Here is a 25,203-nt window from a genome sequence, read left to right on the forward strand (position 1 = left end):
CATTTCTTGAAGCGAAGTTGTTAAAAATGAAGGGCGGATAGTTATGGCTGGCTCATCTCGAGTAGAGATGTCATACTGAGGTGATCACAAATGGGATGCAAGAAAGGAAAAAAGATGGATTTAAAAGAATTAATCACACGTAGTCAGGCAATTCGGGCCCGCTATCATGAACTTGAGCGGGCAAATCATGGGACTGAATGGACAATTGACGAGGATTTATTGGCTTTATCCAACGATATTGGCAATTTAGACAGGCTGGTGATGACCAAGAATGGGCGTTATTATGACGAAACGCCGTACACATTGGAACATAAATTAGCCGAAAATATCTGGTGGCTAATTGAGTTATCTGATCGTTTGGATGTCGACATTGAATCTGAACTGGAAAAGTTTTTGACTGAAAAAGAGCAACTATAATTTTCAAATGATGATAGCAAAAAAAGGTGCGTGAACATGAAAATGGTTGCGAGCTCTCTTCGGTTCTGTTGCAAAGTTTTAAATAAAGAATAAAATCCCTTACGGTATCTATGATTTAAGCTGGGATTCCCAATAATACCTTGATTTCAGTACAGACCGAAAAACCGAAGAGAGTGCCTTCTTTTCGGGTTTTCTTATATAATCCTCGAATGGCTTCCATGCCTTTAATCGTGGTAGAGGCAGTGCGTAAACTTCGATAGAATTTATTGCGTCTCTTTACTGGACGATGGTCTTGTTCAATCAAATTATTCAGGTATTTAATGGTACGATGTTCTGTCCCTTGATAAAAGCCGTATTCTTTTAGTTTCTTAAAGGCACTTGTAATAGAGGGGGCTTTATCTGTGACTACAACCTTCGGTTCATCAAACTGCTTCACTAACCGCTTAAGAAAAGCATAGGCTGCTTGTGTGTCCCGTTTTTTACATAACCAAATATCCAAGGTTAAACCATCTGCATCGATGGCTCGATACAAATAATGCCATTTCCCTTTAATTTTGATGTACGTTTCATCCATTTTCCATGAATAAAAGGATTTTTTATTTTTCTTTTTCCAAATTTGATAGAGTAGTTTGCCATATTCTTGCACCCAACGATAAATCGTCGTATGAGAAACGTTAATGCCACGATCATATAAGATTTCTTGAACTTCACGATAGCTAAGGTTATAACGAAGATAGTAGCCCACGGCTACAATAATCACATCCTGCTGAAATTGCTTTCCTTTAAAATGATTCATCGTCATTCCTCCTGCTATCTTTTTCTATTATTCTACCTTATTTGATAGTAGATTTAAAACTTTGCAACAGAACCTAATAATCATTATCAACTACAACGTTTTGTTCTATCTCTGGTATTCTATTGTAAATGTTACTAAACGTTTTAAATACTTCCGAAAATTCAGTTATCTTCATTAATCTCGCCTTCTAAGTTTTCATTATACACAAAAAATATATCCTAATATCTCAATTAGCCTCCCAATTTAAAACCACGTAACGATGCCCCTATTTCATCTTCAGTTATACCAATGTACCTTTTTGTAATTGCTTGCGAGCTATGATTAAAAATAAACATTAAGGTAGCAATGTCTCTAGTTTTCTTGTAGTAGTGATACCCAAAAGTTTTTCTTAATGTATGTGTTCCTATATCATCTCTTCCTAATTTTTCTGCTATATCTGCATATATCTGATAGACACGATCCCTTGTTATATGTCGACCTTGTTGCCGACTTGGAAATAACCAATCATTTTCTTCTTTACCTTCAGTATATAATAAAATCTCTTCTCTCAAATTATCTATAAAAATCGGTTTTCGCTTACCTGTTTTATGTTCAACAATAATAGGCTTACTTTTACCTCGTATGTCTCCAACTTTTAATCCTATAATATCTGACATACGTAACCCATTATTGATTCCAAACAAAAATAAAAAACTATCTCTTTCTGGATTACTTGTTCTTCTTAGCCAAAACTGAAAATCTTGTATCTCTTCATTTGTCCTTAACGGTTGTACATTATAGCTCACTATTGTTTCCCTTCTTAAAAATATTCTGAGTTCATGATTATATATATATTTTACCATAATCATGAACTTATATATATACTCTGTTAAAAGTGAAGAAAACCAAGGGGTTTAGTTTATGATTTTATATCATTTCAGTAACTCAGAATATTCCGACTTTTTTGTACAAAAAAATTAACCTTACTTATATGAAGATTCTAAGCTCTTATTTAAATTTTAGACGGGCAGTTATCCGTAGAAGTTCTTAGAATAGCTAATTTACATAATTAAATTATATGAAATTTAAGTTTGAACAATATACTAAGAACTCCCCTTACTATAAAGTGAAATAAATTAGCATATGAATAACCGTGCTACCAAGCTTTTCATTAATAAAATATTTTTATTAATATTTTATAACTTTACGCAAGATCATAATTTTGTCTGTGTAGATATTTCGTTATATCACTAAAGATAATAAGATTTAATGACCTCATTAATATTGTTTGCTAGGTCCAAACTCTTATTAAACTTTCTTTGCTATAAAACCCAAACATAGTAATAAAAGAATAACTTATTACCTTTAAATTATACTACCAACAAATGGTAGTATATTATTAATTTATATAATATGAAACCTAAAATATAGTAGTATGTTAATTTATACTAAATTAAATAAAGTACTACCTTTAATAGGTAGTACTTTATTATCAAGCCATTATTCCTTCTTCTACTAGTTCTTTTTGTCACATAATTTTGCAATCAATAAATGTTGCGCAATAAGTATAAGAATTCCATTTTCTAAATTTGAAAGGTGATCCATAATTTCATGTTCAAGTAGTTTATTAATTGTCCACTTGTCGCTTCATCTAAAAATTTTATAGGTTTTAGGAATGCTATTCGCTTATTTTAGGAAGATTTTAACTGTTTGCTATAGATATATATCATACTAGTATCGTAATAAAAGTACTCTAAAAGAAGAATTTTCAAATACGCAAAATTAAGTACGAAAGAGTTGAAACAAATTTGGAGAAAAATGAGCATAGAATGTCTGATGAGTTAAATAGACCTAAAAATTATCTAAAAGTGGAGCAAAATTAGGAATTACAAACAAAACACTAAATTAGTTTATATAATTTTCCGTAATATTTAATATATATGAAAAGGAAAACGTAGAAAATTACGTCTACGTTTTCCTATTTAGTTCTATATTTTTATTAAATTTTATATTTGCTCTTTTCACTTTTCGGAATAAATTCACTGTGACTCTTGATACCTTCTTTTATATATTGCTAATGTATTTTCTCCATTGCTATGAAAATAGAATCAACATATTTATAATATCTATCTAATCTATTTTCATTTCACCGCAGCATCTTATTGAGAGTGTAAAATATTTTGTGTAAATGAAAAAATCCATACAAAAAAGGAAGTCCCTTCTGTAGAATAAAGTTAACGACAACCAATTCACAGAAAAGAGGACTTCCCTATGAATGATTTTACTACAGAAATTGTGCAAACTCTAGTCACTAAAGGCGATTTAAATGAATTATTCCGTTCGCACTTAGAAAAAGCGATAAACACACTCCTACGGACTGAATTAACGGCTTTTTTAGATTACGAAAAATATGATCGCACTGGTTTTAATTCAGGTAATTCGAGAAACGGTTCTTACTTTCGATCAATCAAAACCGAATATGGTGAATTAACATTGGAAATACCTAGAGATCGTAATGGTGAGTTTAAACAACAAACTTTACCAGCCTACAAAAAAACAAACGATACATTGGAAACCACTATTATCCATTTATTCGAAAAAGGTGTTACGATGTCTGAAATTGCTGATTTAATCGAAAAAATGTATGGGCATCACTATACTCCACAAACCATGTCCAACATGACTAAAGTTCTGACTGAAGAAGTAAACGCCTTTAAATCCAGAGCCTTAAATGATAAGTATGTCGCTATTTTTATGGACGCTACTTATATTCCATTAAAACGCCAAACCGTATCCAAAGAAGCGATTTATATTGCCATTGGTATACGAGAAGACGGCACTAAAGAAGTACTGAGTTATGCGATTGCTCCGACTGAATCAACATACGTTTGGAATGAGCTGCTACAGGATATTAACTCCAGAGGAGTTCAAGAAGTCTTGCTTTTTATTACGGATGGCTTAAAAGGCATGAAAGATACCATCCAACAAATTTATCCTAAAGCAAAATATCAGCATTGTTGTATCCATGTATCTCGTAATATTGCTCATAAAGTACGTGTCAAAGACCGAAAAGAAATCTGTGATGACTTTAAGGCTGTTTATCAAGCTAACTCAAAGGAAGAAGCGAATACATTCTTATCCTGTATGATTGAGAAATGGAAGAAAAACTATCCTAAAGTGACGCAGTCACTCATAGAAAACCAAGATTTATTGACTTTTTATGAGTTTCCACCCAATATTCGTAGAACCATTTACTCAACCAATCTAATCGAGTCTTTCAATAAGCAAATTAAAAAGTACAGCCGCAGAAAAGAGCAGTTTCAAAATGAAGAATCACTAGAACGCTTTCTAGTCAGCATTTTTGATACATACAATCAAAAATTTCTAAACAGAAGCCATAAAGGTTTCCAACAAGTAACCGATACATTAGTTTCAATGTTTACTGAGTAACTAATTATTTTGCAGAAGGACGATTTATTTACACAAAATTATTGACGCTCCCTTTTTTTCATTTTATACACCTCTTGTTTTTATTTTATCGCAAAGGAATATTCCTTTGTAATGATTGATTTTTTTTTGCTTTTGTTTGCTTAATCAATTTGTCGGTTCTGTTGCAAAGTTTTAAATCTACTATCAAATAAGGTAGAATAATAGAAAAAGATGGCAGGAGGAATGACGATGAATCATTTTAAAGGAAAGCAATTTCAGCAGGATGTGATTATTGTAGCCGTGGGCTACTATCTTCGTTATAACCTTAGCTATCGTGAAGTTCAAGAAATCTTATATGATCGTGGCATTAACGTTTCTCATACGACGATTTATCGTTGGGTGCAAGAATATGGCAAACTACTCTATCAAATTTGGAAAAAGAAAAATAAAAAATCCTTTTATTCATGGAAAATGGATGAAACGTACATCAAAATTAAAGGAAAATGGCATTATTTGTATCGAGCCATCGATGCAGATGGTTTAACCTTGGATATTTGGTTACGTAAAAAACGGGACACACAAGCAGCCTATGCTTTTCTTAAGCGGTTAGTGAAGCAGTTTGATGAACCGAAGGTTGTAGTCACAGATAAAGCCCCCTCTATTACAAGTGCCTTTAAGAAACTAAAAGAATACGGCTTTTATCAAGGAACAGAACATCGTACCATTAAATACCTGAATAATTTGATTGAACAAGACCATCGTCCAGTAAAGAGACGCAATAAATTCTATCGAAGTTTACGCACTGCCTCTACCACGATTAAAGGCATGGAAGCCATTCGAGGATTATATAAGAAAACCCGAAAAGAAGGCACTCTCTTCGGGTTTTCGGTCTGTACTGAAATCAAGGTATTATTGGGAATCCCAGCTTAAATCATAGATACCGTAAGGGATTTTATTCTTTATTTAAAACTTTGCAACAGAACCAGTTAGGGAACTGCCCTGATGAATCAATATTTGGTTTCACTGTCATTGGCTTCAGGCGTTCAGGGAAATCTCCCAATGAAGTCGTATCATAATATTTTTCAATGTGTTTCCGACTACGAGCAATCGTCAACATATCCAGTAACTTGAAATAATCCGGATTGACCTTATCAAGAAAGCTTTGAGTCGTCCGTTCAGATTCATCCAGTTCCATCCATTGATTAAAAGCTTGTTGTGCTAAACGCAGTGTCGTGTCAATATCATCAACATCATACTTCGCCAACGCGTCCGTTTTGCCTTCAGTGATGAAACCAATCTGATTTTTCAAGTCATTCATTCGGTTGTTGATTGGTGTAGCTGAAAGCATCAATACTTTTGTCTTACGTCCCTTTTGAATGATATCTTCCATCAAGCGTTGATAACGTGTTTTGGTTTCACGATTGACGCTGGTATCATTATTACGGAAGTTGTGGGATTCATCAATGACAACCAAATCAAAATCAGACCACAGAAAAGTATCCAGCTTGATTCCGTCACTTTCACCTTTATAACGGCTAAGGTCAGTGTGGTTCAAAACAGTGTAGTTAAAGTAGTCATCCACTAAAACATTTCTTACATCAGGTCGTGTATAAAGTGTCCAGTTATCCCGTAGTCGTTTTGGAGCAAGAACGAGTACTCGTTTACGTTGCAACTCAAAATATTTGATAACGGCCAAGGCTGAGAAAGTTTTACCTAAACCAACTGAATCTGCTAGAATCGCACCGTTGTATTTTTCAAGCTTACGAATTAAGCCCATCACACCATCTTTTTGAAATTGGTAAAGCTTATTCCAAATTACTGAATCCTTGAACCCAGAACCTTCTGGCGCAATATCTTGCTCATCCAATTCACTCAACTTGTCATGGAAAATATGGTAAAGCGATACAAAATAAATCCATTCAGGTGGATTTTCTTGATAAATGGTTCTGACTTTTTCAAGCACCTTGTCTGTTACTTCTTTTGACTTTTTAGGGTCATTCCAGACAGCGTCAAAGTCAGCTTTTAAACCAGCTAAGTGATTAGGTTCACCAATAATTCCCGTCATTGAAGAAACGTTATTTGACTCTGTAAGTCCTAAGCCATCTGAAGTAAATTTGAACATTGAAGGAACTACCACATTACCTTCAATATCTGCTTCATTTTCAATCAGTAGTTCATCCAAAGCATTTTGATTTGGTCCCAGCTGATGAACCTTTACTTTTTCCTCAATCAACCTTGCCGTTTCACGAGCAATAAAAGCCGTATTCATTTTATTTCTGAGCTTAATTTCATACTTATTTCCAGAAATATCTTCTTCACTTTGCGCAATTTCATACCGCTTTAAAAAACTAGTTTCTTCCTTCTCAAAGAAAGATTTCGTCAGAACCAAACGCAACCCCTTTGAACGCTTGATTTCCTTTTGTAATGCGTGAAAAGCAAAAATTGAAAATGCAGCAGTTTGAATACTGATTTTCGAATGTTTTGTCACCTTTTCACTGATTAAATTTTCTAGGGTGTTATCCCCCTTGTTATCAATTAATTTTAATTCCATGAGCGTCTCCCACAAGGCTATAATTTTAATTCTTTATTCTGTGCTGTATTAAGCAGCTACCACTTCACAAATATCCCCAACATCACAATTCAGTGCGATGCAAATTTTAGTTAGTGTCTCAGTTGTCACTGTGCCACTATTATTTAATTTGTTGATGGTGTATTGACTAAGATCAGCCAGTTCAGCTAAATCTTTCTTTGACATGTCTCGGTCAATTAATAACTTCCACAATTTTTTATAGCTCATCATCTTATCACCTATTTTCTCTACAATCTGATATGCCGATAATAAATATATTATATCACGATTGATATGAAATTTTACATAAAAATATAGCGAACACTTAATTATTTTACGATTGATTAGATTTTGATAAATATTTATAGGAACGTAAATTTTAGGGGGTGTTTAGGGGTGTCATAGGGTGTTAATTCAAAACCTAGGGGTGTTATATTTTTATCCCCTTGGAAATTATGCCTGTATCTCATTGATGAAATTCATCGTAAAATAAAAAAGTTTCTCAAGCCACAAGCTCAAGAACTCCCGTATTATCGCCTTTTCTAGCAGTTTGTATTTGTATCGATTGCGTGGTTTTAATATCAATGTAAATTAGCTTTACCTTTGGAAAGCATTAATAGAAATGACTGAAGCTAGTAAGGAACTGGCAGCTAAGTTAACTGAAAATAGTTATTTAGCTTATATTAATGAAAAATCCACACGAGAATTATGGACACTCGATGACTAACAATATCCTTATTAGTATCTATCCACGATACATGGAAAAAATTATAAACAAACAAAAAAACTTTGAATTTAAAATTTCTATCTTACCTCAGATCCTTATAATATCTTTTGGATTTACGAAACAATCCCACCAAAGCTTTAAAGTATAAATTGATTGTAAAAAATCCAATTACTAAACTTAAGAAAAATCAACACTACTTTTTAGGAGACGATGAGTTTGAACAATTAGTTTAAAAGGGAAAATATGCTTACGAAATTATCCACCTAGAAGAAATACTTTTACCAATAAGTCTGTCTAATTTAAAAAATTTAGGAGTTACTGCACCACAAGGATATGCATATATAAAAAAATATCCTAGTCTTGTCGATATTCTCGCCGTTTGTATAATTAAGCGAGACAAATAAAAAAGCCATTTATGTTACACTCAAATTGTAATACCCGCTAAAGCATACAAGGAGAGTGAACATAAATGACTTATACCCATCTTACACCAAACGAGCTTGTAATGATAGAAGCATATTTTCATCAAGAAACTCCGGTTTCTATCGTTGCGAAGCAGCTTAAACGTGGACGCCAAACAATTTACAATGTCTATAACTTTCTCAAATGTGGTGGAACAGCACTTGAATACCTTGAACAATACAAAGAAAATAAGCGACGTTGTGGGAGAACCGAAATCATTTTTCCTGCTGAGGAAAAAGAATACATTGCAAAAAGATCAACTGAAGGTTGGACCCCAGACGTCATTATTGGCCGTGCAGAGCGAACCTTCTCTTGTTCAGTAAGTACCCTCTATCGCCGGTTTAAGACGGGAGAATTCAATGTTTTACATTTACCGATGCAAGGAAAACGAAAACCAAATGGTTATTATTTGTCAAATTAAGCGAGACAAAACTTTCCATTTACGTAACTCAAAAAAACTTCTAATGGTGTTTGGTAATTTAGTGATTTTCTAGGGATATGGTTTCTTTTGGACGCAACGGATGAGATGAATCCTTGATTGACTTGGTTGAAGTCCATTTCTTTTGGTAGTCCATCTTTTCGGAGGAGTCCGTTTGAATGTTCATTTAATCCCCGTTGGGAAGGCGTTCCTGGGTCTGCGAAATAAATATCAATATCATTCGTATTACTAATACTTTTCCAATTAGAGAATTCTTTTCCACAATCAAAGGTAATTGATTTGAAAAGATTTTTGGGTACGGATTGAAGCCATTCATTAATCGAATTTTCAATATCAACTGCCTTACGGCCTTCTGGTTTCAAGGCGATAATGGCTTTCGAAAGTCGCTCAACGAGTGTGATGACGACACTTTTATGGTGGATGCCGACAATCGTATCACCCTCTAAATGTCCAAATTCTTCTTCGAAAACGACATAATCTTTTTTACGTGCTCGATGCTAACTTCATTCAATCCATTGATTGTACTATTTTTTGCAGTAATATTCAGTCTACCAATTTGGGCTAAGCCTAATTCTGGAACTTCAAACTTAATCACTGCTTGAATTGAATTAATTGTATCTATATCAGCATTAATAGTAACCTGTACTTGATTTGTAACATCATTCCCAAAATCATCTATAGCTTTCACTTGAAAAGTATCAATGGCTATGACACTATCCCATGCGGAACCAATATCAATGGTTGCTGTTTCTTTTCCTAGCGTAAGTTTACGTAATCGAGGTACGGTCACTGTAACTGAGATTTGATCTGTTAAATCAGGTGATGCAAATACTACTTCGTAATCGCCAAAGTTAGATGTATCCACTTCGTTTTTTAGAACAACCACTTGATCCGTCAAATCATTTCCTGACTGGTCAATCCAGTGAACGTGACACATCTCTTTAGCAATTTCATCTGACCATTCACTATTTAATCTTAATGTGATATTAGATGCAGTAAGTTTACCCGTTACTTGTCGTACGACATTATTCGTATTTAGTCTTCCCCCTGTAAGACATAAATCAGATAGTTCATAAAATGAATCAACACTATTTAAAATGATTTTTTTTAATTCATCAGTAGATAGATCAGGATCTAGTGACAACGCTAATGCAGCACTACCAGTGACATGAGGTGTTGCCATCGAGGTACCTGACATATACGTGTATTTACTTCCTAGAAATGTACTAAAAACACGAAACCCTCTAGCGAATAAATCAACACCTGTTTTACTATAATTTGAATCAGAACTTCGTTCATAACCACTAGAATTTCCTACAGTAATAATATTAGGTATATCCAAAGAAGCTGGGTAAAAAGGTTTATCAGTCATATCTATCCCATTATTTCCAGCTGCTGCTACGAATAATCCAGGATAGTTTTTAATTGCTTCTTCTGTACTGCTATAAACAACACTACCTATACTAAAATTGATAATTGGAAACCCTTTTTGGGATGCATAATTAATAGCTTCAGTTAAGATTGCCAAACTGGTACCTCCACTACTACCAAATACACGTATAGGTACCATCGTAACATCCCAATTTATTCCAGCAACACCTAATTCGTTGTTTGTTTGAGCACCAATAATCCCGGCAATATGTGTCCATGTCCCATAGTATCCATAGGATCTGTATCATCGTCAAAAAAATCGTATCTCAAACTTTCATCTACATTTCCAGAAAGATCTTCATGTTGATAATCAATTCCTGAATCAATGACCGCTACCTTCACATCCTTAGAACCCTTGGTTTCTTCCCAAGCGGATGGCATGCTAATCTCTCTTAAATTAGCTTGTTTACTCCAATTAGGATCGTTAAGAATAATTGATCGATTTCCTAAAGAATCAGTTGTATTTGGCTCCTCAACATCATTCAACGGCTCTAGTTCAACCACATAGTTTGGCTCTGCATAATTGACCATATCAGAAGCATTAAATGTTCTTACTGCCTCTTCCACACTAATTTCTTCGTTCAATTTCACTAATAATACTTGATCTCGCTTATTATAATCGCTTTCATTTGTCCTAAGAGTCAAATCTTTTTCCACCATAACTTTTACACCCAATAAATTTTGCGGTTTATTTTTCTCTGTTGAAATTCTTTGTGTAGCCTTTAAACTGACAATTAGCTCATTGGGTACATACTCTATTTGAGAGTCATCTAATTGGCTCATAATCCTTTCTTTTTGGTTAGTATCTGCAGTTACTTGTTTAGTATGAGCCATGAACCCAAACATACTCACCCCAACAACCAATCCTAAATATATTTTCTTTTTAAACTTTTTCACCTACATCTCCTCCTAATAGTTTTATTTTAGAGTTAGCTCTATTACTTATTTACTAACTCAACAACAGATTATTATACACTTGTTAATGAAATCACAATATCTCATTAAAACACACCCTAAAATCATAACCGTTCCTATGCTCATTTTTTGGATTTTTTAATCACGTAACCAGAAAAATAAATCCCCTCTATTTCACGCAAATCAAAGAAGAACTAAGTAACTACCGTTTAAAGGTAGTTACTTAGTTCTTCTTTGATTATTATCTAACTTTATTATTCATTCCCCACCCTTTGCGCAGTGAGTCTTCGGTATCTTGTTTTATCTGACTGGTAGTTCTTATTATTTCTCCACGATCATCTAATTCTGGAACAATTGGATATTTTTCTCTGAACAAGTCTAGTTCTTTCACCACGTCATTAAACAAATCTTGCTTATCTTCTTGCGTAAGATTCTGTTTAATATACTCATCTAAAGCTTTTCTAAGCAATTCATCTCTTGTCATATTAGTCTCATACTTTTCTACTAAAACTCTGGAAGTCGCATTTAACAAAGTCGACAGTTTTAAAGGATGCTTGGTGGAATAAACCTTATCAAACTTTCTGATTGGTGCGCCAACTTTTTTTGTTCTTCCTCTACTCTGTCTTTCAACATTGGAGGAAGTTTTTATTTCTTGAACTTGGTGCACTTCTAATTGCTTATTTTCAGATGGTGTAATTGCTTGCTGCTTTTTCTTTGCTTCTGCTTCTTTTTTTATTTTGGCGAGTCCTTTGTTGTTCCCAAAAATATCAAGTCCTTTGATGTCAGCCAATTACTCCACCTCCGCATACCAATTCTCGTGTTCTTCCAATTCTTTCAAAATACTGATAAATAATTCGTGGCTTTTGCGATCCCATTGTTTTAAGAGACCTTTCTTTGTCTTCTCCATCGTAATACCTGATCCGTCGTATCGTTTTAAGCGTGCATTTTTGAGTACAACATTTTTAATCAAATGTTCCCCATAAATCTCTTGGGCTTGTTTGTACATTTCCTGATCTACTGCGTCACCGCTTTCCAACATGAAAGGAATAACACCAGCAACATATAAATTTGTATCAAATTCTTTCACAAAAAAGTCCATATACTCAAGATATTGCATCGCATTTCTCATCGATTTTACTTGGGTCTGTAAGACGACGATTGCCCAGTCCGCAATGTACATCGCGGATTTACTATATACAGAAATAGAAGGTGGGACATCTAAATAGATGACGTCAAACTCATCAAATAATGGTTCTAGCTTTTCTTTCATATATTTGAATTGGGATAATGAATCATTATATTGGTCTTTGATCCAATCATCATACATTTCAAAGGACATGTCTGCTGGAAGTATATAGAGGTTATTGATTACTTTATAGACAGCCTCTTTAGGTGGAAGATTGTTTATCAACACGTCAGTCACAGTATTTTCGTAAACAATCGGTTCACCTTCTCCGCCTCCTTCTTCGTTAGTGAAGTTCATATGCGTTAAGTTCATCACATCAGAAGTATTTCCTTGCATATCCAAGTCAATTATCAAGGTTCTTTTTCCTTCATTAACTGCTGATTCAAACCCTAACATTTGCGCGCACGTACTTTTACCTACGCCACCTTTAAAATTACCGATTACATATTTCTTCGCTACCACGTTCCTACCTCTTTTCTTTTAGCAATATTCATTTGATACTATTATAACATATTTATTTTTAGTTACTACCAAAAAAAAGATATATAGGTACTACCTTATAATTAATAAGGAAAAGGTAGTACATAAATAAGGAAAAGCTGAAATATATTGATTTATAGCTTTCCTCAAAGTAATGACGTTATTTAATTTATCGAGAAGCAGAGAATACTCGCGACTTTAGTCATGTAGACGAATCAGATTTTCGATAAAAAAGAAGCCGTCCTTCTTAAGAACGACAACAAATCACTAGATTAATTTTTTCAACTGATCATAAAAGTTTTCATGCGTTCCACATAACAATACTGGAATAACCTTGTTTTCTATAATCTCGTAAGCTACTCTATATGTTGTGCCCGCATATTTGAACCCACTAGACCAAATACCTGATAAATCCCCAGTTTTTTGTTCACCCTTATATGGATCAATCGCAATTTCATCATAAATTAAATTCAAAAATTTTTCTTTCAATGGCTTCTCTTTTAGCTTTTTTAAATACTTAATGACATGTTTTGAAGGAACGATTTCATAAGCCAATTTCTGTTGCCAACTCCTCTTTAGTCATTACTTTAGAATTAGTAAGTGTATCTTCAGCAATATCTCTAAAGGAAGAATGCATTTTGTTTTTTCTATTCTTAAATTCTACAAGAATCTCATCTTTATCGTAGCCTTCTGCAATTATATCAGACAAAATATCTTCGCTAAAATCATAAAATTCTTTTTGTGGTTCAACAAATTCATAAAGAATACCATTCTCTACCAACTTTGCTTCAACTTCGACTCCATTAGGAACATTAAAATCTTTAGGTACTGTCAACATGATTGAATTGCCTTGTTTTCTTGTTTTTGTAATCATTTAAATCCCTCATTTCTAACAGTATGTAATTACTTAGTAAATACATTATACCACGAGATAATGTATTTACAAGTAATTACTGTGACTCGTAATGGGTTCTGTTGCAAAGTTTTAAATAAAGAATAAAATCCCTTACGGTATCTATGATTTAAGCTGGGATTCCCAATAATACCTTGATTTCAGTACAGACCGAAAACCCGAAGAGAGTGCCTTCTTTTCGGGTTTTCTTATATAATCCTCGAATGGCTTCCATGCCTTTAATCGTGGTAGAGGCAGTGCGTAAACTTCGATAGAATTTATTGCGTCTCTTTACTGGACGATGGTCTTGTTCAATCAAATTATTCAGGTATTTAATGGTACGATGTTCTGTCCCTTGATAAAAGCCGTATTCTTTTAGTTTCTTAAAGGCACTTGTAATAGAGGGGGCTTTATCTGTGACTACAACCTTCGGTTCATCAAACTGCTTCACTAACCGCTTAAGAAAAGCATAGGCTGCTTGTGTGTCCCGTTTCTTTCGTAACCAGATATCTAAGGTTAAGCCGTCCGCATCAATTGCACGATAAAGATAATGCCAACGTCCCTTAATTTTGATATAGGTTTCGTCCATTTTCCATGAATAGAAGGATTGTCTATTTTTCTTCTTCCAAAGATAATAGAGGACTTTGCTGTACTCTTGTACCCAACGATAAATCGTAGTATGACAAACATTTATTCCACGATCATATCACAATTCCTGAACTTCACGATAGCTTAGATTGTAACGCAGGTAGTAACCAACAGCGACAATAATGACGTCTTTTTTGAATTGTTTGCCTTTAAAATGATTCATTACTCTGTCCTCTCTGTCTTTTTTCTCAATTTTACACTAAAATAGATTTTTTGGAAAACTTTGCAACAGAACCGAAATGAGTATAGTATGAATTAGTAATTTGGTTTTCATCTAAGTTTAGCTTTGATTTACTAAAATTGATATCTCGATACATGTTCAATACATCTAATACAAATCGAGAATCTTCTTTCGGAAATGGCTCAGAAAGATCACTCCAAATTTCATCATCATAATGATACTCGTAACCTTCTCTCAATATTTCGATTTTTCTTTCATAATAAGATCTGTTTTGGTCCTCAAATTTAGCCAATAACTCAAATTGATTTACTAGTGACAATCTCTGAAAACTGTCCATTAAATGTTTCTTCCTATCTTGTTCATTAACAAAAAATTATAAGCCCTTACAACGAATATTATATATTAAATTTAATTGTAGGTGAACACGAATTTTATAAATATTTATGGTGTTAATGACAAATGATATCCGACTCCTCTTCATACGTTCTGGACTATTTGCTAATAGATTAAAATTTCAGCATCTATTTCTGACCATAAATAAATGAGCTGCCGAAAAGCTGCCAAATCAGACTTGAAAATAAAGGATCAAAAACTTTTAAGTTTCTGACCCCGTAACTCACACTTCAAAATCTTACTTAAAAAGGAGTCTGAAAGAAAAAAAGAGTATTCAAAATTTTTTTCTAACTAGCTACATCACATCTATGCATTGACACTCAAAGAACCAGAATAAGTCATCAGAAAGCAAGGGGGTGCGGACATAATCCTGGACGAAAAAATAAACTTAGGAGGAATGTCCGTGTGTTTTCCCACAAAGAGCGTGTAAGGGCAATTCAGTTATTTTTAAAATACGATTGCTCTTATGCTGCAACCATTCGAGAATTAGGGTATCCGTCGATTGGTGCACTACGGAAATGGTATAAAGAGTATTTGGAATCCGGAGAGCTCCATCAGGAGCACCGAAAAAAATCAAAGTATTCTGAAGAACAAAAACGAATAGCGGTGAATCATTATTTTGAATATGGTCAATGTTATGCACGAACCATTCGCATGCTTGGTTATCCTAATAGAGAGTCCTTGCGGCAGCGGTGTGAAGAACTTGCACCAGGAGCTAGAAAACTCCGAAAAAGTGCGGTAAAGTTAACACAAGATCAAAAAGAAGCTGTGTTGAAAAAATTCTATAAACCGCAAACTAATAGGAAAAATTTAGCCGAATCTGGAGGAATTAGTAGAGTTACTCTATATCAATGGAAAAACACGGTTCTTGGAAAGGATTTTCCATTGTGTATGACTTTAAAAAATCAGGAAAAACAAAAAGAGCTACTTTTAAAGGAAGTAGAAGACTTACAAAAACAAGTACACCAATTACAGCTCGAAAAAGCATTACTCGAAGGAGCGGCTGAACTGCTAAAAAAAGAAAAAGGCGTCAATCTTCTTTGTCTATCAAATCAAGAAAAAACGATATTGATTGATGCCTTACGAAATCAGTTCACCTTGAAAGAGCTTCTTCAACAGCTCCAGTTTCCTAAAAGCAGCTATTTTTATCAAAAACAAGCACTTGAGAAACCAGATAAGTATTACAAAGAACGTCAAATTAATTATCACGATTTTCAATCATAACTTCTGTGCGTATGGTTACCGTAGAATTCACCAAGCTTTAAAAAATATGGGTAAAAAGCTTTCTGAAAAAGTTGTACGTAGATTGATGACTGAGGAAAATCTATTTGTTAAATTTTCTAGACGAAAAAAGTATTCTTCGTATGCTGGGGAAATTTCTCCTGCACACCCCAATTTATTAAATCGGAATTTTAAAGCAAAGAAGCCAAATGAAAAATGGTTAACAGATATTACTGAATTTAGAATTCTCGCAGGGAAAATCTACTTATCACCACTTGTCGATTGTTACGATGGTGCTATTGTTAGTTGGACTATTGGAACAAAGCCAACTTGCTTCACTCTATGTCTAAAAAGAGTTATTCACCAGATAATTCAGCGTGCGAAGGTTTCTTTGGACGATTAAAAAACGAGATGTTTTATCAACGTGACTGGAAGAATACAACAATCAATCAGTTTATAAACAAATTGGATGATTATATTCATTGGTATAATAATCAACGAATTAAGTTATCTTTAGGAAGGCTAAGCCCTCTTCAATATCGGAAGAAGCAAAGATATATTTGTTAAAAAGGTCCAAAAAAAATATCCGCACCCCCTTTTTTTTGTAAAAAACTATTGCACAATACAAGTAGCCTACGGCTATCGAAATTTCCATAACTTTCGAGCAAGAACTTATCTCATTCAAGGCTTGATCTTCCAAGTAAAACAAAAACCAGTTAAGCACTCTGCCTAACTGGTTATGACTAAATTTTCAGTTGTATCTTTCTCTACCAACACTAAATGTCGAAGAGCCTTTTTTCGTTTATGAATGTAAGACCGCTTCTCGAGCCAATGCCAAACAACCGAGCGTTCCAGCGTTGTCTTCTAATGCTGGGGTCACGATATATTTGCTTAACTCAGGTGTTTCGACATACCCATTGACCAATTTTGCAAATGCGTCGTGGACGTTTTGCAGCATATGGCGTTGTTTCATCACACCACCGCCAAAAATGATCACATCTGGAGAAAACATCAAGGTTGTATTGTAGGCACATTGAGCAATATAGGAGGCTTCGATTTCCCAATAAGGATCATCTTCTGCAACCTCTTGTCCTTTTTTCCCTAAGCGTTTTTCGATGGCGGGTCCAGCGGCCATCCCTTCTAAACAGTTGCCATGAAATGGACAGCTGCCAGCAAAGTCATCTTTTGGATGAGGGACGACGAGCATATGCCCCATTTCTGGATGACTAAACCCTTCGATAAAGCGCCCTTCTTGTAAGGCACCGCCGCCAACACCCGTACCGATCGTATAGTAAACGACACTGCTCAATCCTTTGCCACTGCCGAAGACATACTCACCATAGGCAGCCGCATTGACATCTGTTGTCCAAGAAATCGGGATCGGAAATTCTTTTTTCATGGTACCGATGAAATCAAAATTTTGCCATGCCACTTTCGGGGTCGAGGTAATGTACCCATAAGTGGCGGAATCGCGATGGATATCGATAGGCCCAAATGAGCCAATCCCAATCCCTGCTAAATCTGCTTGGTATTGTTTGAAGAAGTCAATGACTAAAGGTATTGTTTCCTCAGGTGTCGTTGTCGGAAAGCTCACTCTTTCCTTGATCGTCATTTCTTCATCGCCAATGGCACACACAAATTTTGTGCCGCCTGCTTCGATTGAACCATAAATCATCACTGAGCTCTCCCTTCTATAGATTAATTAAGCCGCTTTCCAATGAAAAGGTTACTTCACTGTCTGCCAGCAAAAGAAAATCCTGTCCTTTTTCTGTCTCATAAAAAGTTGTACTCATAGTCAGACGATCATTTAGAAAAAGCTCAATAGCTGAAGTATCACGGAAAATTTCGATGGTTAGACAATTATTTTCCAAAGGAATCGTCACACTGCGCTTTTTCAACACTTCCTTTTCAGCTCCTGATAAATCATACGGCATGTGTTCCCTGGAAGCAGTAAAGCACTCCCGTTCAACATCATAGTTAAGCAGTAATGTATGGTCGGGTCCCTTCGCATAGTGAAGTTCTAGTTTCGTTGCCTGTTTTAAATTGATTTCCAAGCGTAAATAGTGCTGGTCATATACTAAGTCCTTCAGTAAGAAGCGATTCTCTTCAGTCTTCGCCCATTCAATCCTTTCCTGCGGATCAATTACTTGATAAATTGATGAAACTGGCCGTTGCAACAATTGATTATCAGCCACCCTCAGCTCTCTAGGCAAGGTCATGGAACCTGACCAACCATGGCCCAGATCATTCGTAGGTATTTTACGCTGCCACATTTGCATCCAAGCAATCATTATTCTTTGGCCTGCTTCGTTTTCACAGGTCTGGGGTGCATAAAAATCTAAACCGCCATCGATTTCATGAAAATTCTCTACTAGAAATTTGCCTGTTTGCCAATCGACAGTACCGATGAAAGCAACAGTTGAGTTCGTATTTTGGTAAGCATTGCCTTGTGGAGTCATTTGAATAGGAGAAAGAATCAAGACTTCTTTGCCATCTAGTTCAAACAAGTCTGGGCATTCCCATACAATGCCTTGTTCTGGAGTTCCCTCCAGCAATACGGAATAAAACTCCCAAGTTAGTAAATCTTTGGAATGGAACATCACAATTTGTCCACGAGCATCTGCAGTTTTAGTAGCGACTACAGTAAAATAGTCTTCTTTTCGCTGAAACACTTTGGGATCGCGGAAATCTTCGGTCGTTGCAACAGAAGCTAAGTGATCTTCTGCGATGATTGGATTTCCGGCATATTTTTCAAAGTGAATGCCATCTTCTGAAACTGCCAAACACTGAACTTGTCGAACTTGCCCTTCCACAACATTGTGTCCTGTATAAATCAAATACAGCTTGCCATCCTTTTCTATGGCACTGCCGGAAAAACAGCCTTCCTTGTCATAGCTTTCACCTGGTGCCAGTGCTACTGGCAAATGCTCCCAGTGAATTAGATCCTTGCTTTTAGCATGGCCCCAATGCATTGGTCCCCAGATGCTGTCGTAAGGATAATATTGATAAAACAAGTGATACTCCTCTTGATAATAAACAAAACCATTTGGATCATTCATCCAGCCAATCGGAGCCATCAAATGAAATTTATTCCGGTATTCTTGATTGACTGTTTGAGCATTTTTCTCAATAAACTCATTGGCCTTTAAAAGTTTTTGCAACATTCACTATTCACTCCTATTTTATACCCGTTCCAGAACCGCCAAGTCCCTGCAGAATATATTTTTGTGCAACGATATAAACAATAATCAGTGGAATCGTTGCAATGGTTAAAACAGCCATCACTTGATTGATATAAACTGGCTGTGTAGTATTGATCGTAGTAATTGCCACTTGCATTGAAAATTTGCTGCTGTCAGTTAAGACCATTAACGGCCAAATATAATCATTCCAGCTGGAGATAAAGGATAAGACACCTACTGTGGCTATGGCTGGTTTAGACATTGGCAGCATGATGTGAAAGAAAATTTTAACAATATTTGCACCATCTAATTTCGCTGATTCAATGATTTCTTCTGGAATCGCGATAAAGAAATTTCTAAACAGATAGATATTAAACGCGCTGGCCATCGCTGGTAAAATCACTGCCAAGCGAGTATTCACTAAGCCTAGTGAATTAACGATGGTAAATTGCGGAATTAAAACCGTCTCCATCGGGACAATCAGCAGAGCTAACAAAGCTCCAAAGATAATTTTCTTGCCTGAAAAATTAACCTTCGCAAAGGCAAAACCCGCCAAAGAGTTTACAATGATTGACCCACAGGCAAAGGTTAAACCATAAAAAATACTGTTTAATAAATAAGTTCCCACACTGAACCGGGAAATAACCTCTTGATAAGTTTTAAACCAATTAGCTGGATTCAAACTAGGTAAAAAAGCTTTGAAGGAAGCTAAATTTTGATAGACATCTGCTTCAGGCTTCATAGAGGAAACTACCATCCACAGCATCGGGAAAATGAATAATGCCGCTAAAAGGAACAGCAAACAATATTCTACGATCATTAGCGGTCCAAATTTCTTGGTCATGCTGGATCATCCTCCTTTACCAATTTTCTTTGAGCAATTGTAATTAAACCAATCATAGTGGTAAAGATTAACGCAATGGAGCTGGAGTAGCCTACCATACGGTCTGTAAATCCAGTTTGGTAAATGTAATAAACCATTGTCATAGTAGAATTCATTGGTCCACCTTGAGTCATTACCATTGGCTGAATGATTAGTTTAAAGGCCGAAATCAATGTGGTAAGTAAAATAAAAATCGCCGTGGGCTTTAATAATGGCATGGTGATATAGCGAAATTGCTGAAACTTAGAAAAACCATCAATTTCGGCTGCCTCATAAACGTCTTGCGGAATATTTTGCATTCCCCCTAAAAACAGCAGCATCTGATATCCTGCACCTTGCCATGCCGATACGAAAACAAGCGTATACATTGCTTGTTTGGGACTAGTCAAAAAAGGCTGCGAAGCAATTCCAATCTTTGCAAATAGCGTATTAACCAGACCTTCATTAGGATTTAACAAGTACAACCATAAAATCGAAATAACGACTAAGGACATCACGACTGGCGCAAAAAAGGCTACTTTAAAAAAGATATTTCCTTTACGATTTTTGTTGATAATAAGTGCCATTCCTAAAGCTGCCCCTATTTGGACCGGAATAATCCAAACAACAAATTTAGCCGTGTTCCAAATACTTTTTACAAAAATTGGATCAGCGAACAGTCGCTTAAAATTTTCTAAGCCGATAAATTGTCTAGCATCTGGCGTTAACAAATAATAATCAGTAAAGGCATAATAAATTACCATGATTACGGGTATGATCAGAAAAATCGTCAGCAGCAGCAAAGCTGGCGCTAGAAAGCCGTAACCTATCAAATTGTCTTTCATTGTCGGTTTTTTTAACACTTGATTGGCCCCCTTTAGAAACTTCTATTTTAGTGAAGTATCAATTGCCTGTTGCATTTCAGCAGCGCGACTATCTGCTACTTTTTGTACATCTGGGTTTTCCTCGAAGTAGCTAATATCTTGAACTGCTTGTTGGAATGCTCTAGATACTTGCGGATAAGCTACAACCACTGGGCGGGCATGTCCAGAAAGTTGGTTTTGCTTAATTAATACCTGCATTCCTTCCGACACTTCATCTTTAATTAAATCAACTGTTGAATTTCTGATAGGTAGAACACTGTTCCCTAAACTCATAATACGACTAGATTCTGTACTGGTTGCAAACTTAATAAAGGCCGCAGAAGCATCCTTTTTCTCTGTTTTCTCAGTCATTGCTAACTGCCAGCTTCCGGTTGGTGAAACTAACTCCCCAGTTGCATCTGAAACGGGGTAAGGCAAAATACCATAATCAATCTCTTGATAGTTTTCCTCTAAATCTGCCATTGTCCAAGAACCGCTCAGCATCATGGCATATTTGCCAGTTTCAAATCCTTTTTCAATAGGACTGATTGTGGTGTAACCTTTTTCAACCAATTCTTGAATAAATTCCAACGCTTCAACGGATTTTTTACCGTTAAAATAGTCTTCGGCTTTGGTTCCATCAGCATTAACGACATCGCCGCCATTCGACCATATAAATGGTGTATATGCGTAGGTCAGCATTTCGTCTCCCGACGCCATTTGCATATCAATTGCAGGCGTTTTGTATTTATCAGTCAGCTTTTGGCAAATTGCTTGAAATTCCGTCCAAGTCCAAGGATCTTCTAACGTCGGCAATTGATCTTCTGTAATTCCAGCATCTTTGAACAGCGACTTATTGTAATAGACACCCACACTGGACTCTGAGAAACCAAACGCATACATTTTGCCATCGTAGGTTCCTTGCTGAATAATGCTGTCTAATACATCATCCATGTCCGCATCTTTCAAATAATCATCTAATGGAGCAATGACTCCTGAATGAGCATAAGCTGCAGTATTCGGTCCATCTAACGTAATAACATCAGGAAGGGTATTGGTTGTAATTGCAGCATTTACTTTATCCTCATATCCACCGCCGCTTCCGCTACGAGGAATATACTCAGTAACAGCTTTATATTCACCCTCGTATTCATCATTAAAATTGTTCACAATCTCTGCCCAAGCTTTTCCTTCAGGCGTTTCATCAGAAAACTGAACCCAAATCTTAATTTCTCCTGGATCACTGCTACCTGAACTTTTCTCCTTACTGCCACATCCTGCAAGTCCTCCAGCTGTTAATGCTAAAATTGCTGCAATTGCTAACATTCTCTTTTTCATCGATGTTCCTCCTATTTTTTGAAACGTTTCCGTTTTATTTTTCAATTAATTGGTAACGTTTCCAATTAATTGGTTTTAAGATATCATTGAAATCACTTTCTGTCAACCTATCTCAAAAAAATCGTTATAAACCGGTTTTTTACTCTTTAGTCGTCTCTCCAGCGTGAAAGAAAACCGGTACTACCACACGCTTAGGCGGTTCTTCATTTAAAATCATCGCCATGAGTGTTTCTACTGAAACCTTGGCCATTTCCTCTATCGGCTGTACAATCGTTGATAGTAAATAGTCTTTTTGCAACGATAGCTTGACTCCATCAAAACCAATAATTTGAAAATCCTTAGGTGCTTCCTTCCCTAGTTTTTTTTGGGCTTTTATCACATCCAAAGCCATGAAATCATTGATGGTAAAAATGCTATCAATTTCAGGATTATCCGAAAAAAAAGCGAGCAATTGTTCCTCTAAATTGCTAATTGGTTCAGGCATATCCAATACCTTCACAGCTATTTTATTTTCCTCACAAATATTGTAAAAACCAGCTTTACGATTGTTTGTTTCGTTAGGGTAAGGTGAAACACCCCCAACATAGCACAAGTTTTTACAGTTACGAGTAAGTAGTTCTTGAGCGGCAATTTGCCCACCTAAATAATTATCTGCCGTTACATAAGAAACCTGTTCCGAAAAATGGCGGTCTATACTGACAAATGGTAAATTTGATGATACATATTTATCAATGTCTGAATAGGTAATACCTATAATTCCGTCTACTTTACTCTGCTTGACCATTTGGATATATTCTTTTTCTTTTTCCGCACTGCCGTTCGCATTACACAAAAAAAGCTTATAATTTTTTTGGCTGAGAGCTTCCTCTACATAGTAGGCAAACTCGGAAAAGAAGGGATGCCAAATCGTAGGTAAAATAAGAGCTATTGTATTGCTACTATTCGTTTTCATACCTCTGGCATATTCATCAGGCTCATAATTAAGCTCACTAATTGCAGCCATTACTTTTTCTTTGGTAACCTCTTTCACCTTTACTCCATTTATTACTCTAGATACCGTACCCACACCAACTCCTGCTAACGCAGCAACATCCTTCATAGTAGTTTTCACTTCACGAACAACTCCTCTCAAAAGAATTTCAGGTATTATTATACCAAAAGAAGGAAACGATTCCAAATTAGCAGGAATATTTTTATTTTAAAATAGATATTAGACGTGAAGCTTTTCGTAAAAAAATTTTCGTATTCAGATTTACCGGATTGACTCTGTCGCCAATATAGGCCGGCATACTTTGTCAATTTTATTTCATCAGAAAAACGTTCAATTGGACCAATTTCAGCGAGTATTCCAGCAGCCTAAACAGGACCAATACCTGGGATACTGGTTAAACATTGATACTCCGGTAGCACCACGACTAAGTCGTCAATGGCTTTATCTAAGTCTTTAATTAATTTTTCAAGATTGGGGTACATGGAACATAGAAACGAAAATGCACGGTAGTGAAAAATTAAAAACACAAGAATCGTTGATTTATTAGTATTCTTGTGTTTTCAATTTTATACATTCAAAAATAGTATCTGGAACATCCGTGCGAAAATGCACGGTAGGAACCAAAAGACGAACATTCTCAATAATTCTCTATATTTAACGGACGTAGTATTCCATTCGATAATTCTTTTTCATAGCGGAAACTATATTTGCCAACAAAATTAATGTGATCACTAATTAATGGAAATTGCTTGCGTAACACTTCTTCGGAACAGTCGAACCCTTCCGTTTTAATTTGTTCAAAGACTTTTTCTAAATATAGTGAATTCCAATATATGATAGCATTAGTTACTAATCCTAATGCGTTGAGCTGTTCCTCCATACCGTCGTAATAAGTTTGATAAAGTTTGCCTTTTCTACCATAAAATATATTTCGACATAGAGCATGACGAGCTTCACCTTTATTTAACTGTTCCGAGCTAGGCTCTCCTAAATAAACACCAAAAGAATTTTTATTGCGCTTAATTTCATTCATTCAAAACCTCCAAAGTAAATTATAAGTAGACTTAAAATTTATTTTTAAAAATGCTATGATAACAGTAAAACTACAAGTAAATTTTACATGTAAATTATATCATTTTTTAAAAGGAGTTTTTATGGCAAAAATTGGATATATTAGAGTGTCTTCACAAGATCAAAATTTAGATCGACAATTGGCAATGATGGAAGACCTTAACATTGATAAATTATTCCAAGAAAAAGCCAGTGGTAAAGATATCCAGCGACCTGAGTTTCAAAAATTACTAAATTATATCCGAGAAGGTGATTGTGTCATTGTTGCATCACTGGATCGCCTAGGCAGAGATTATGAAGACATAAAAAATACAGTTACCTTTATGAAACAGAAAAAAGTAGCATTAAAAATACTAGATGCACAGTTTTTAGATTTTAATACTGGAAATGAACTCCTAGATACTGCTATGTTCGATATGTTTTTATCATTGCTAAGTTATATTGCACAAAACGAACGTGAGAAAATCCGTGAACGTCAGCGGCAAGGAGTATTATTGGCCAAAAAAGCTGGTCGATATAAGGGGCGACCAATTGAATATTCTGAGAACTCAACAGATCCGCAAAAACGATTAGTCTTTAAAACTGTGGTGGACATGTTAAATCAAGGAGTTCCAGTTGCAGAAATTGCCAAAGAAAATGGTCTCTCTCGACCAACCATATATAAAATAAAGAAAGCGAATGATTTGTAGAATTTATACTATATTCATTCGCTTTTCTACCGTGCATTTTCG

19 protein-coding genes and 10 pseudogenes are annotated in these 25,203 nt (G+C 35.4%); 8 read left to right on the forward strand and 21 right to left on the reverse strand.

The annotated features are described in order from the left end of the window. Nucleotides 1-114: 114 nt before the first annotated feature. Nucleotides 115-417, forward strand: coding sequence for a MazG-like protein (locus IGL31_RS13490; protein WP_069989612.1), 303 nt, complete (start codon nt 115-117; stop codon nt 415-417). 115 nt (nt 418-532) lie between these two features. Here the strand turns inward: IGL31_RS13490 and IGL31_RS13495 are convergent, their stop codons facing one another. After that, a complete protein-coding gene (locus tag IGL31_RS13495; RefSeq protein WP_225479018.1) occupies nt 533-1,213 on the reverse strand; it encodes an IS6-like element IS1216 family transposase in 681 nt (226 codons plus the stop codon). 230 nt (nt 1,214-1,443) lie between these two features. After that, a complete protein-coding gene (locus tag IGL31_RS13500) occupies nt 1,444-1,998 on the reverse strand; it encodes a tyrosine-type recombinase/integrase (protein WP_002301108.1) in 555 nt (184 codons plus the stop codon). A 1,465-nt stretch (nt 1,999-3,463) separates the two neighbouring features. Between IGL31_RS13500 and IGL31_RS13505 the strand changes: the two genes are divergently transcribed. Together IGL31_RS13505 and IGL31_RS13510 are read left to right on the forward strand one after the other, a co-directional pair. Beyond that, a complete protein-coding gene (locus IGL31_RS13505) occupies nt 3,464-4,642 on the forward strand; it encodes an IS256-like element ISEf1 family transposase (RefSeq protein WP_086300305.1) in 1,179 nt (392 codons plus the stop codon). Nucleotides 4,643-4,870: 228 nt separating this feature from the next. Beyond that, nucleotides 4,871-5,551: an IS6-like element IS1216 family transposase gene (locus IGL31_RS13510; RefSeq protein ID WP_001015311.1), complete on the forward strand. Its 681-nt coding sequence runs from the start codon at nt 4,871-4,873 to the stop codon at nt 5,549-5,551. A 22-nt stretch (nt 5,552-5,573) separates the two neighbouring features. Here IGL31_RS13510 and IGL31_RS13515 read toward each other — a convergent pair whose 3' ends face one another. Beyond that, a complete protein-coding gene (locus tag IGL31_RS13515; protein WP_256927198.1) occupies nt 5,574-7,172 on the reverse strand; it encodes an SNF2-related protein in 1,599 nt (532 codons plus the stop codon). Between the two features lie 48 nt (nt 7,173-7,220). Continuing rightward, entirely contained in the window at nt 7,221-7,421 is a 201-nt protein-coding gene (locus IGL31_RS13520) for a helix-turn-helix domain-containing protein (RefSeq protein ID WP_002340509.1), read from the reverse strand. 373 nt (nt 7,422-7,794) lie between these two features. Between IGL31_RS13520 and IGL31_RS13525 the strand changes: the two are divergent. The 3 pseudogenes from IGL31_RS13525 to IGL31_RS13535 form a co-directional block, all read left to right on the forward strand. Next, nucleotides 7,795-7,917: pseudogene (locus tag IGL31_RS13525) on the forward strand (SinI family restriction endonuclease); the annotation flags it as partial. Further along, nucleotides 7,910-8,150: pseudogene (locus IGL31_RS13530) on the forward strand (hypothetical protein). The pseudogenes IGL31_RS13525 and IGL31_RS13530, both read left to right, overlap by 8 nt. 236 nt (nt 8,151-8,386) lie before the next feature. Beyond that, a pseudogene (locus IGL31_RS13535) lies at nt 8,387-8,785 on the forward strand (transposase); the annotation flags it as partial. Nucleotides 8,786-8,796: 11 nt separating this feature from the next. Here IGL31_RS13535 and IGL31_RS13540 read toward each other — a convergent pair. The 9 genes and pseudogenes from IGL31_RS13540 to IGL31_RS13580 form a co-directional block, all read right to left on the reverse strand. Next, nucleotides 8,797-9,306 (reverse strand): annotated as a pseudogene (locus IGL31_RS13540) (IS30 family transposase); the annotation flags it as partial. Continuing rightward, nucleotides 9,261-10,780, reverse strand: a pseudogene (locus tag IGL31_RS13545) (S8 family serine peptidase). The pseudogenes IGL31_RS13540 and IGL31_RS13545, both read right to left, overlap by 46 nt. Nucleotides 10,781-10,816: 36 nt before the next feature. Then, a pseudogene (locus tag IGL31_RS13550) lies at nt 10,817-11,095 on the reverse strand (thermophilic serine proteinase); the annotation flags it as partial. A 310-nt stretch (nt 11,096-11,405) separates the two neighbouring features. Further along, complete coding sequence (locus IGL31_RS13555; protein ID WP_002292681.1) at nt 11,406-11,954, reverse strand: hypothetical protein; 549 nt, start codon at nt 11,952-11,954, stop codon at nt 11,406-11,408. Continuing rightward, nucleotides 11,955-12,812, reverse strand: coding sequence for a ParA family protein (locus tag IGL31_RS13560; protein WP_002292680.1), 858 nt, complete (start codon nt 12,810-12,812; stop codon nt 11,955-11,957). A 285-nt stretch (nt 12,813-13,097) separates the two neighbouring features. Then, nucleotides 13,098-13,385: a type II toxin-antitoxin system RelE/ParE family toxin gene (locus IGL31_RS13565; RefSeq protein ID WP_002313074.1), complete on the reverse strand. Its 288-nt coding sequence runs from the start codon at nt 13,383-13,385 to the stop codon at nt 13,098-13,100. Next, nucleotides 13,375-13,704 carry an AbrB/MazE/SpoVT family DNA-binding domain-containing protein gene (locus IGL31_RS13570; RefSeq protein ID WP_002292678.1) on the reverse strand — a complete coding sequence of 110 codons (330 nt, stop codon included), beginning with the start codon at nt 13,702-13,704 and terminating at the stop codon, nt 13,375-13,377. The genes IGL31_RS13565 and IGL31_RS13570 overlap by 11 nt, the downstream gene beginning before the upstream one ends. 148 nt (nt 13,705-13,852) lie before the next feature. After that, nucleotides 13,853-14,533 (reverse strand): annotated as a pseudogene (locus tag IGL31_RS13575) (IS6 family transposase). Nucleotides 14,534-14,564: 31 nt separating this feature from the next. Further along, the gene (locus tag IGL31_RS13580) at nt 14,565-14,888 is read right to left on the reverse strand and encodes a YfbU family protein (protein WP_002340505.1); all 324 of its coding nucleotides are present in this window, start codon (nt 14,886-14,888) and stop codon (nt 14,565-14,567) included. Nucleotides 14,889-15,349: 461 nt separating this feature from the next. Between IGL31_RS13580 and IGL31_RS13585 the strand changes: the two are divergent. Next, nucleotides 15,350-16,732, forward strand: a pseudogene (locus tag IGL31_RS13585) (IS3 family transposase). 235 nt (nt 16,733-16,967) lie between these two features. On the opposite strand, the gene scrK reads toward IGL31_RS13585, so the two are convergent. The 8 genes and pseudogenes from scrK to IGL31_RS13625 form a co-directional block, all read right to left on the reverse strand. After that, nucleotides 16,968-17,840, reverse strand: coding sequence for a fructokinase ScrK (gene scrK, locus IGL31_RS13590; RefSeq protein WP_002340504.1), 873 nt, complete (start codon nt 17,838-17,840; stop codon nt 16,968-16,970). 16 nt (nt 17,841-17,856) lie between these two features. Beyond that, entirely contained in the window at nt 17,857-19,329 is a 1,473-nt protein-coding gene (locus IGL31_RS13595; protein WP_002322556.1) for a glycoside hydrolase family 32 protein, read from the reverse strand. 13 nt (nt 19,330-19,342) lie between these two features. After that, the gene (locus IGL31_RS13600; RefSeq protein WP_002313079.1) at nt 19,343-20,191 is read right to left on the reverse strand and encodes a carbohydrate ABC transporter permease; all 849 of its coding nucleotides are present in this window, start codon (nt 20,189-20,191) and stop codon (nt 19,343-19,345) included. Beyond that, nucleotides 20,188-21,054, reverse strand: coding sequence for a carbohydrate ABC transporter permease (locus IGL31_RS13605; RefSeq protein ID WP_002322555.1), 867 nt, complete (start codon nt 21,052-21,054; stop codon nt 20,188-20,190). Before IGL31_RS13605 ends, IGL31_RS13600 begins: the two co-directional genes overlap by 4 nt. 42 nt (nt 21,055-21,096) lie before the next feature. Next, the gene (locus IGL31_RS13610) at nt 21,097-22,410 is read right to left on the reverse strand and encodes an ABC transporter substrate-binding protein (protein ID WP_002313081.1); all 1,314 of its coding nucleotides are present in this window, start codon (nt 22,408-22,410) and stop codon (nt 21,097-21,099) included. Between the two features lie 139 nt (nt 22,411-22,549). Continuing rightward, on the reverse strand, nt 22,550-23,521 hold the full coding sequence (locus IGL31_RS13615) for a LacI family DNA-binding transcriptional regulator (RefSeq protein ID WP_010729506.1): 972 nt from the start codon (nt 23,519-23,521) through the stop codon (nt 22,550-22,552). A 125-nt stretch (nt 23,522-23,646) separates the two neighbouring features. Continuing rightward, nucleotides 23,647-23,805, reverse strand: a pseudogene (locus IGL31_RS13620) (transposase); the annotation flags it as partial. 233 nt (nt 23,806-24,038) lie between these two features. Further along, nucleotides 24,039-24,374 (reverse strand): annotated as a pseudogene (locus tag IGL31_RS13625) (Tn3 family transposase); the annotation flags it as partial. A gap of 181 nt (nt 24,375-24,555) precedes the next feature. Here IGL31_RS13625 and IGL31_RS13630 point away from each other — a divergent pair. Beyond that, the gene (locus IGL31_RS13630; protein ID WP_002313084.1) at nt 24,556-25,161 is read left to right on the forward strand and encodes a recombinase family protein; all 606 of its coding nucleotides are present in this window, start codon (nt 24,556-24,558) and stop codon (nt 25,159-25,161) included. Nucleotides 25,162-25,203 lie beyond the last annotated feature (42 nt).

The organism is Enterococcus sp. MSG3290 (assembly GCF_050555565.1).
GTDB classification, from domain to species: domain Bacteria; phylum Bacillota; class Bacilli; order Lactobacillales; family Enterococcaceae; genus Enterococcus_B; species Enterococcus_B faecium.

Coding starts and splice junctions, on each gene's coding strand:
- IGL31_RS13490 (WP_069989612.1), top strand. CDS start 115: ATGGATTTAAAAGAATTAATCACACGTAGTCAGGCAATTCGGGCCCGC.
- IGL31_RS13495 (WP_225479018.1), bottom strand. CDS start 1,213: ATGAATCATTTTAAAGGAAAGCAATTTCAGCAGGATGTGATTATTGTA.
- IGL31_RS13505 (WP_086300305.1), top strand. CDS start 3,464: ATGAATGATTTTACTACAGAAATTGTGCAAACTCTAGTCACTAAAGGC.
- IGL31_RS13510 (WP_001015311.1), top strand. CDS start 4,871: ATGAATCATTTTAAAGGAAAGCAATTTCAGCAGGATGTGATTATTGTA.
- IGL31_RS13515 (WP_256927198.1), bottom strand. CDS start 7,172: ATGGAATTAAAATTAATTGATAACAAGGGGGATAACACCCTAGAAAAT.
- IGL31_RS13520 (WP_002340509.1), bottom strand. CDS start 7,421: ATGATGAGCTATAAAAAATTGTGGAAGTTATTAATTGACCGAGACATG.
- IGL31_RS13570 (WP_002292678.1), bottom strand. CDS start 13,704: ATGATTACAAAAACAAGAAAACAAGGCAATTCAATCATGTTGACAGTA.
- IGL31_RS13580 (WP_002340505.1), bottom strand. CDS start 14,888: ATGGACAGTTTTCAGAGATTGTCACTAGTAAATCAATTTGAGTTATTG.
- scrK (WP_002340504.1), bottom strand. CDS start 17,840: ATGATTTATGGTTCAATCGAAGCAGGCGGCACAAAATTTGTGTGTGCC.
- IGL31_RS13595 (WP_002322556.1), bottom strand. CDS start 19,329: ATGTTGCAAAAACTTTTAAAGGCCAATGAGTTTATTGAGAAAAATGCT.
- IGL31_RS13600 (WP_002313079.1), bottom strand. CDS start 20,191: ATGACCAAGAAATTTGGACCGCTAATGATCGTAGAATATTGTTTGCTG.
- IGL31_RS13605 (WP_002322555.1), bottom strand. CDS start 21,054: ATGAAAGACAATTTGATAGGTTACGGCTTTCTAGCGCCAGCTTTGCTG.
- IGL31_RS13610 (WP_002313081.1), bottom strand. CDS start 22,410: ATGAAAAAGAGAATGTTAGCAATTGCAGCAATTTTAGCATTAACAGCT.
- IGL31_RS13630 (WP_002313084.1), top strand. CDS start 24,556: ATGGCAAAAATTGGATATATTAGAGTGTCTTCACAAGATCAAAATTTA.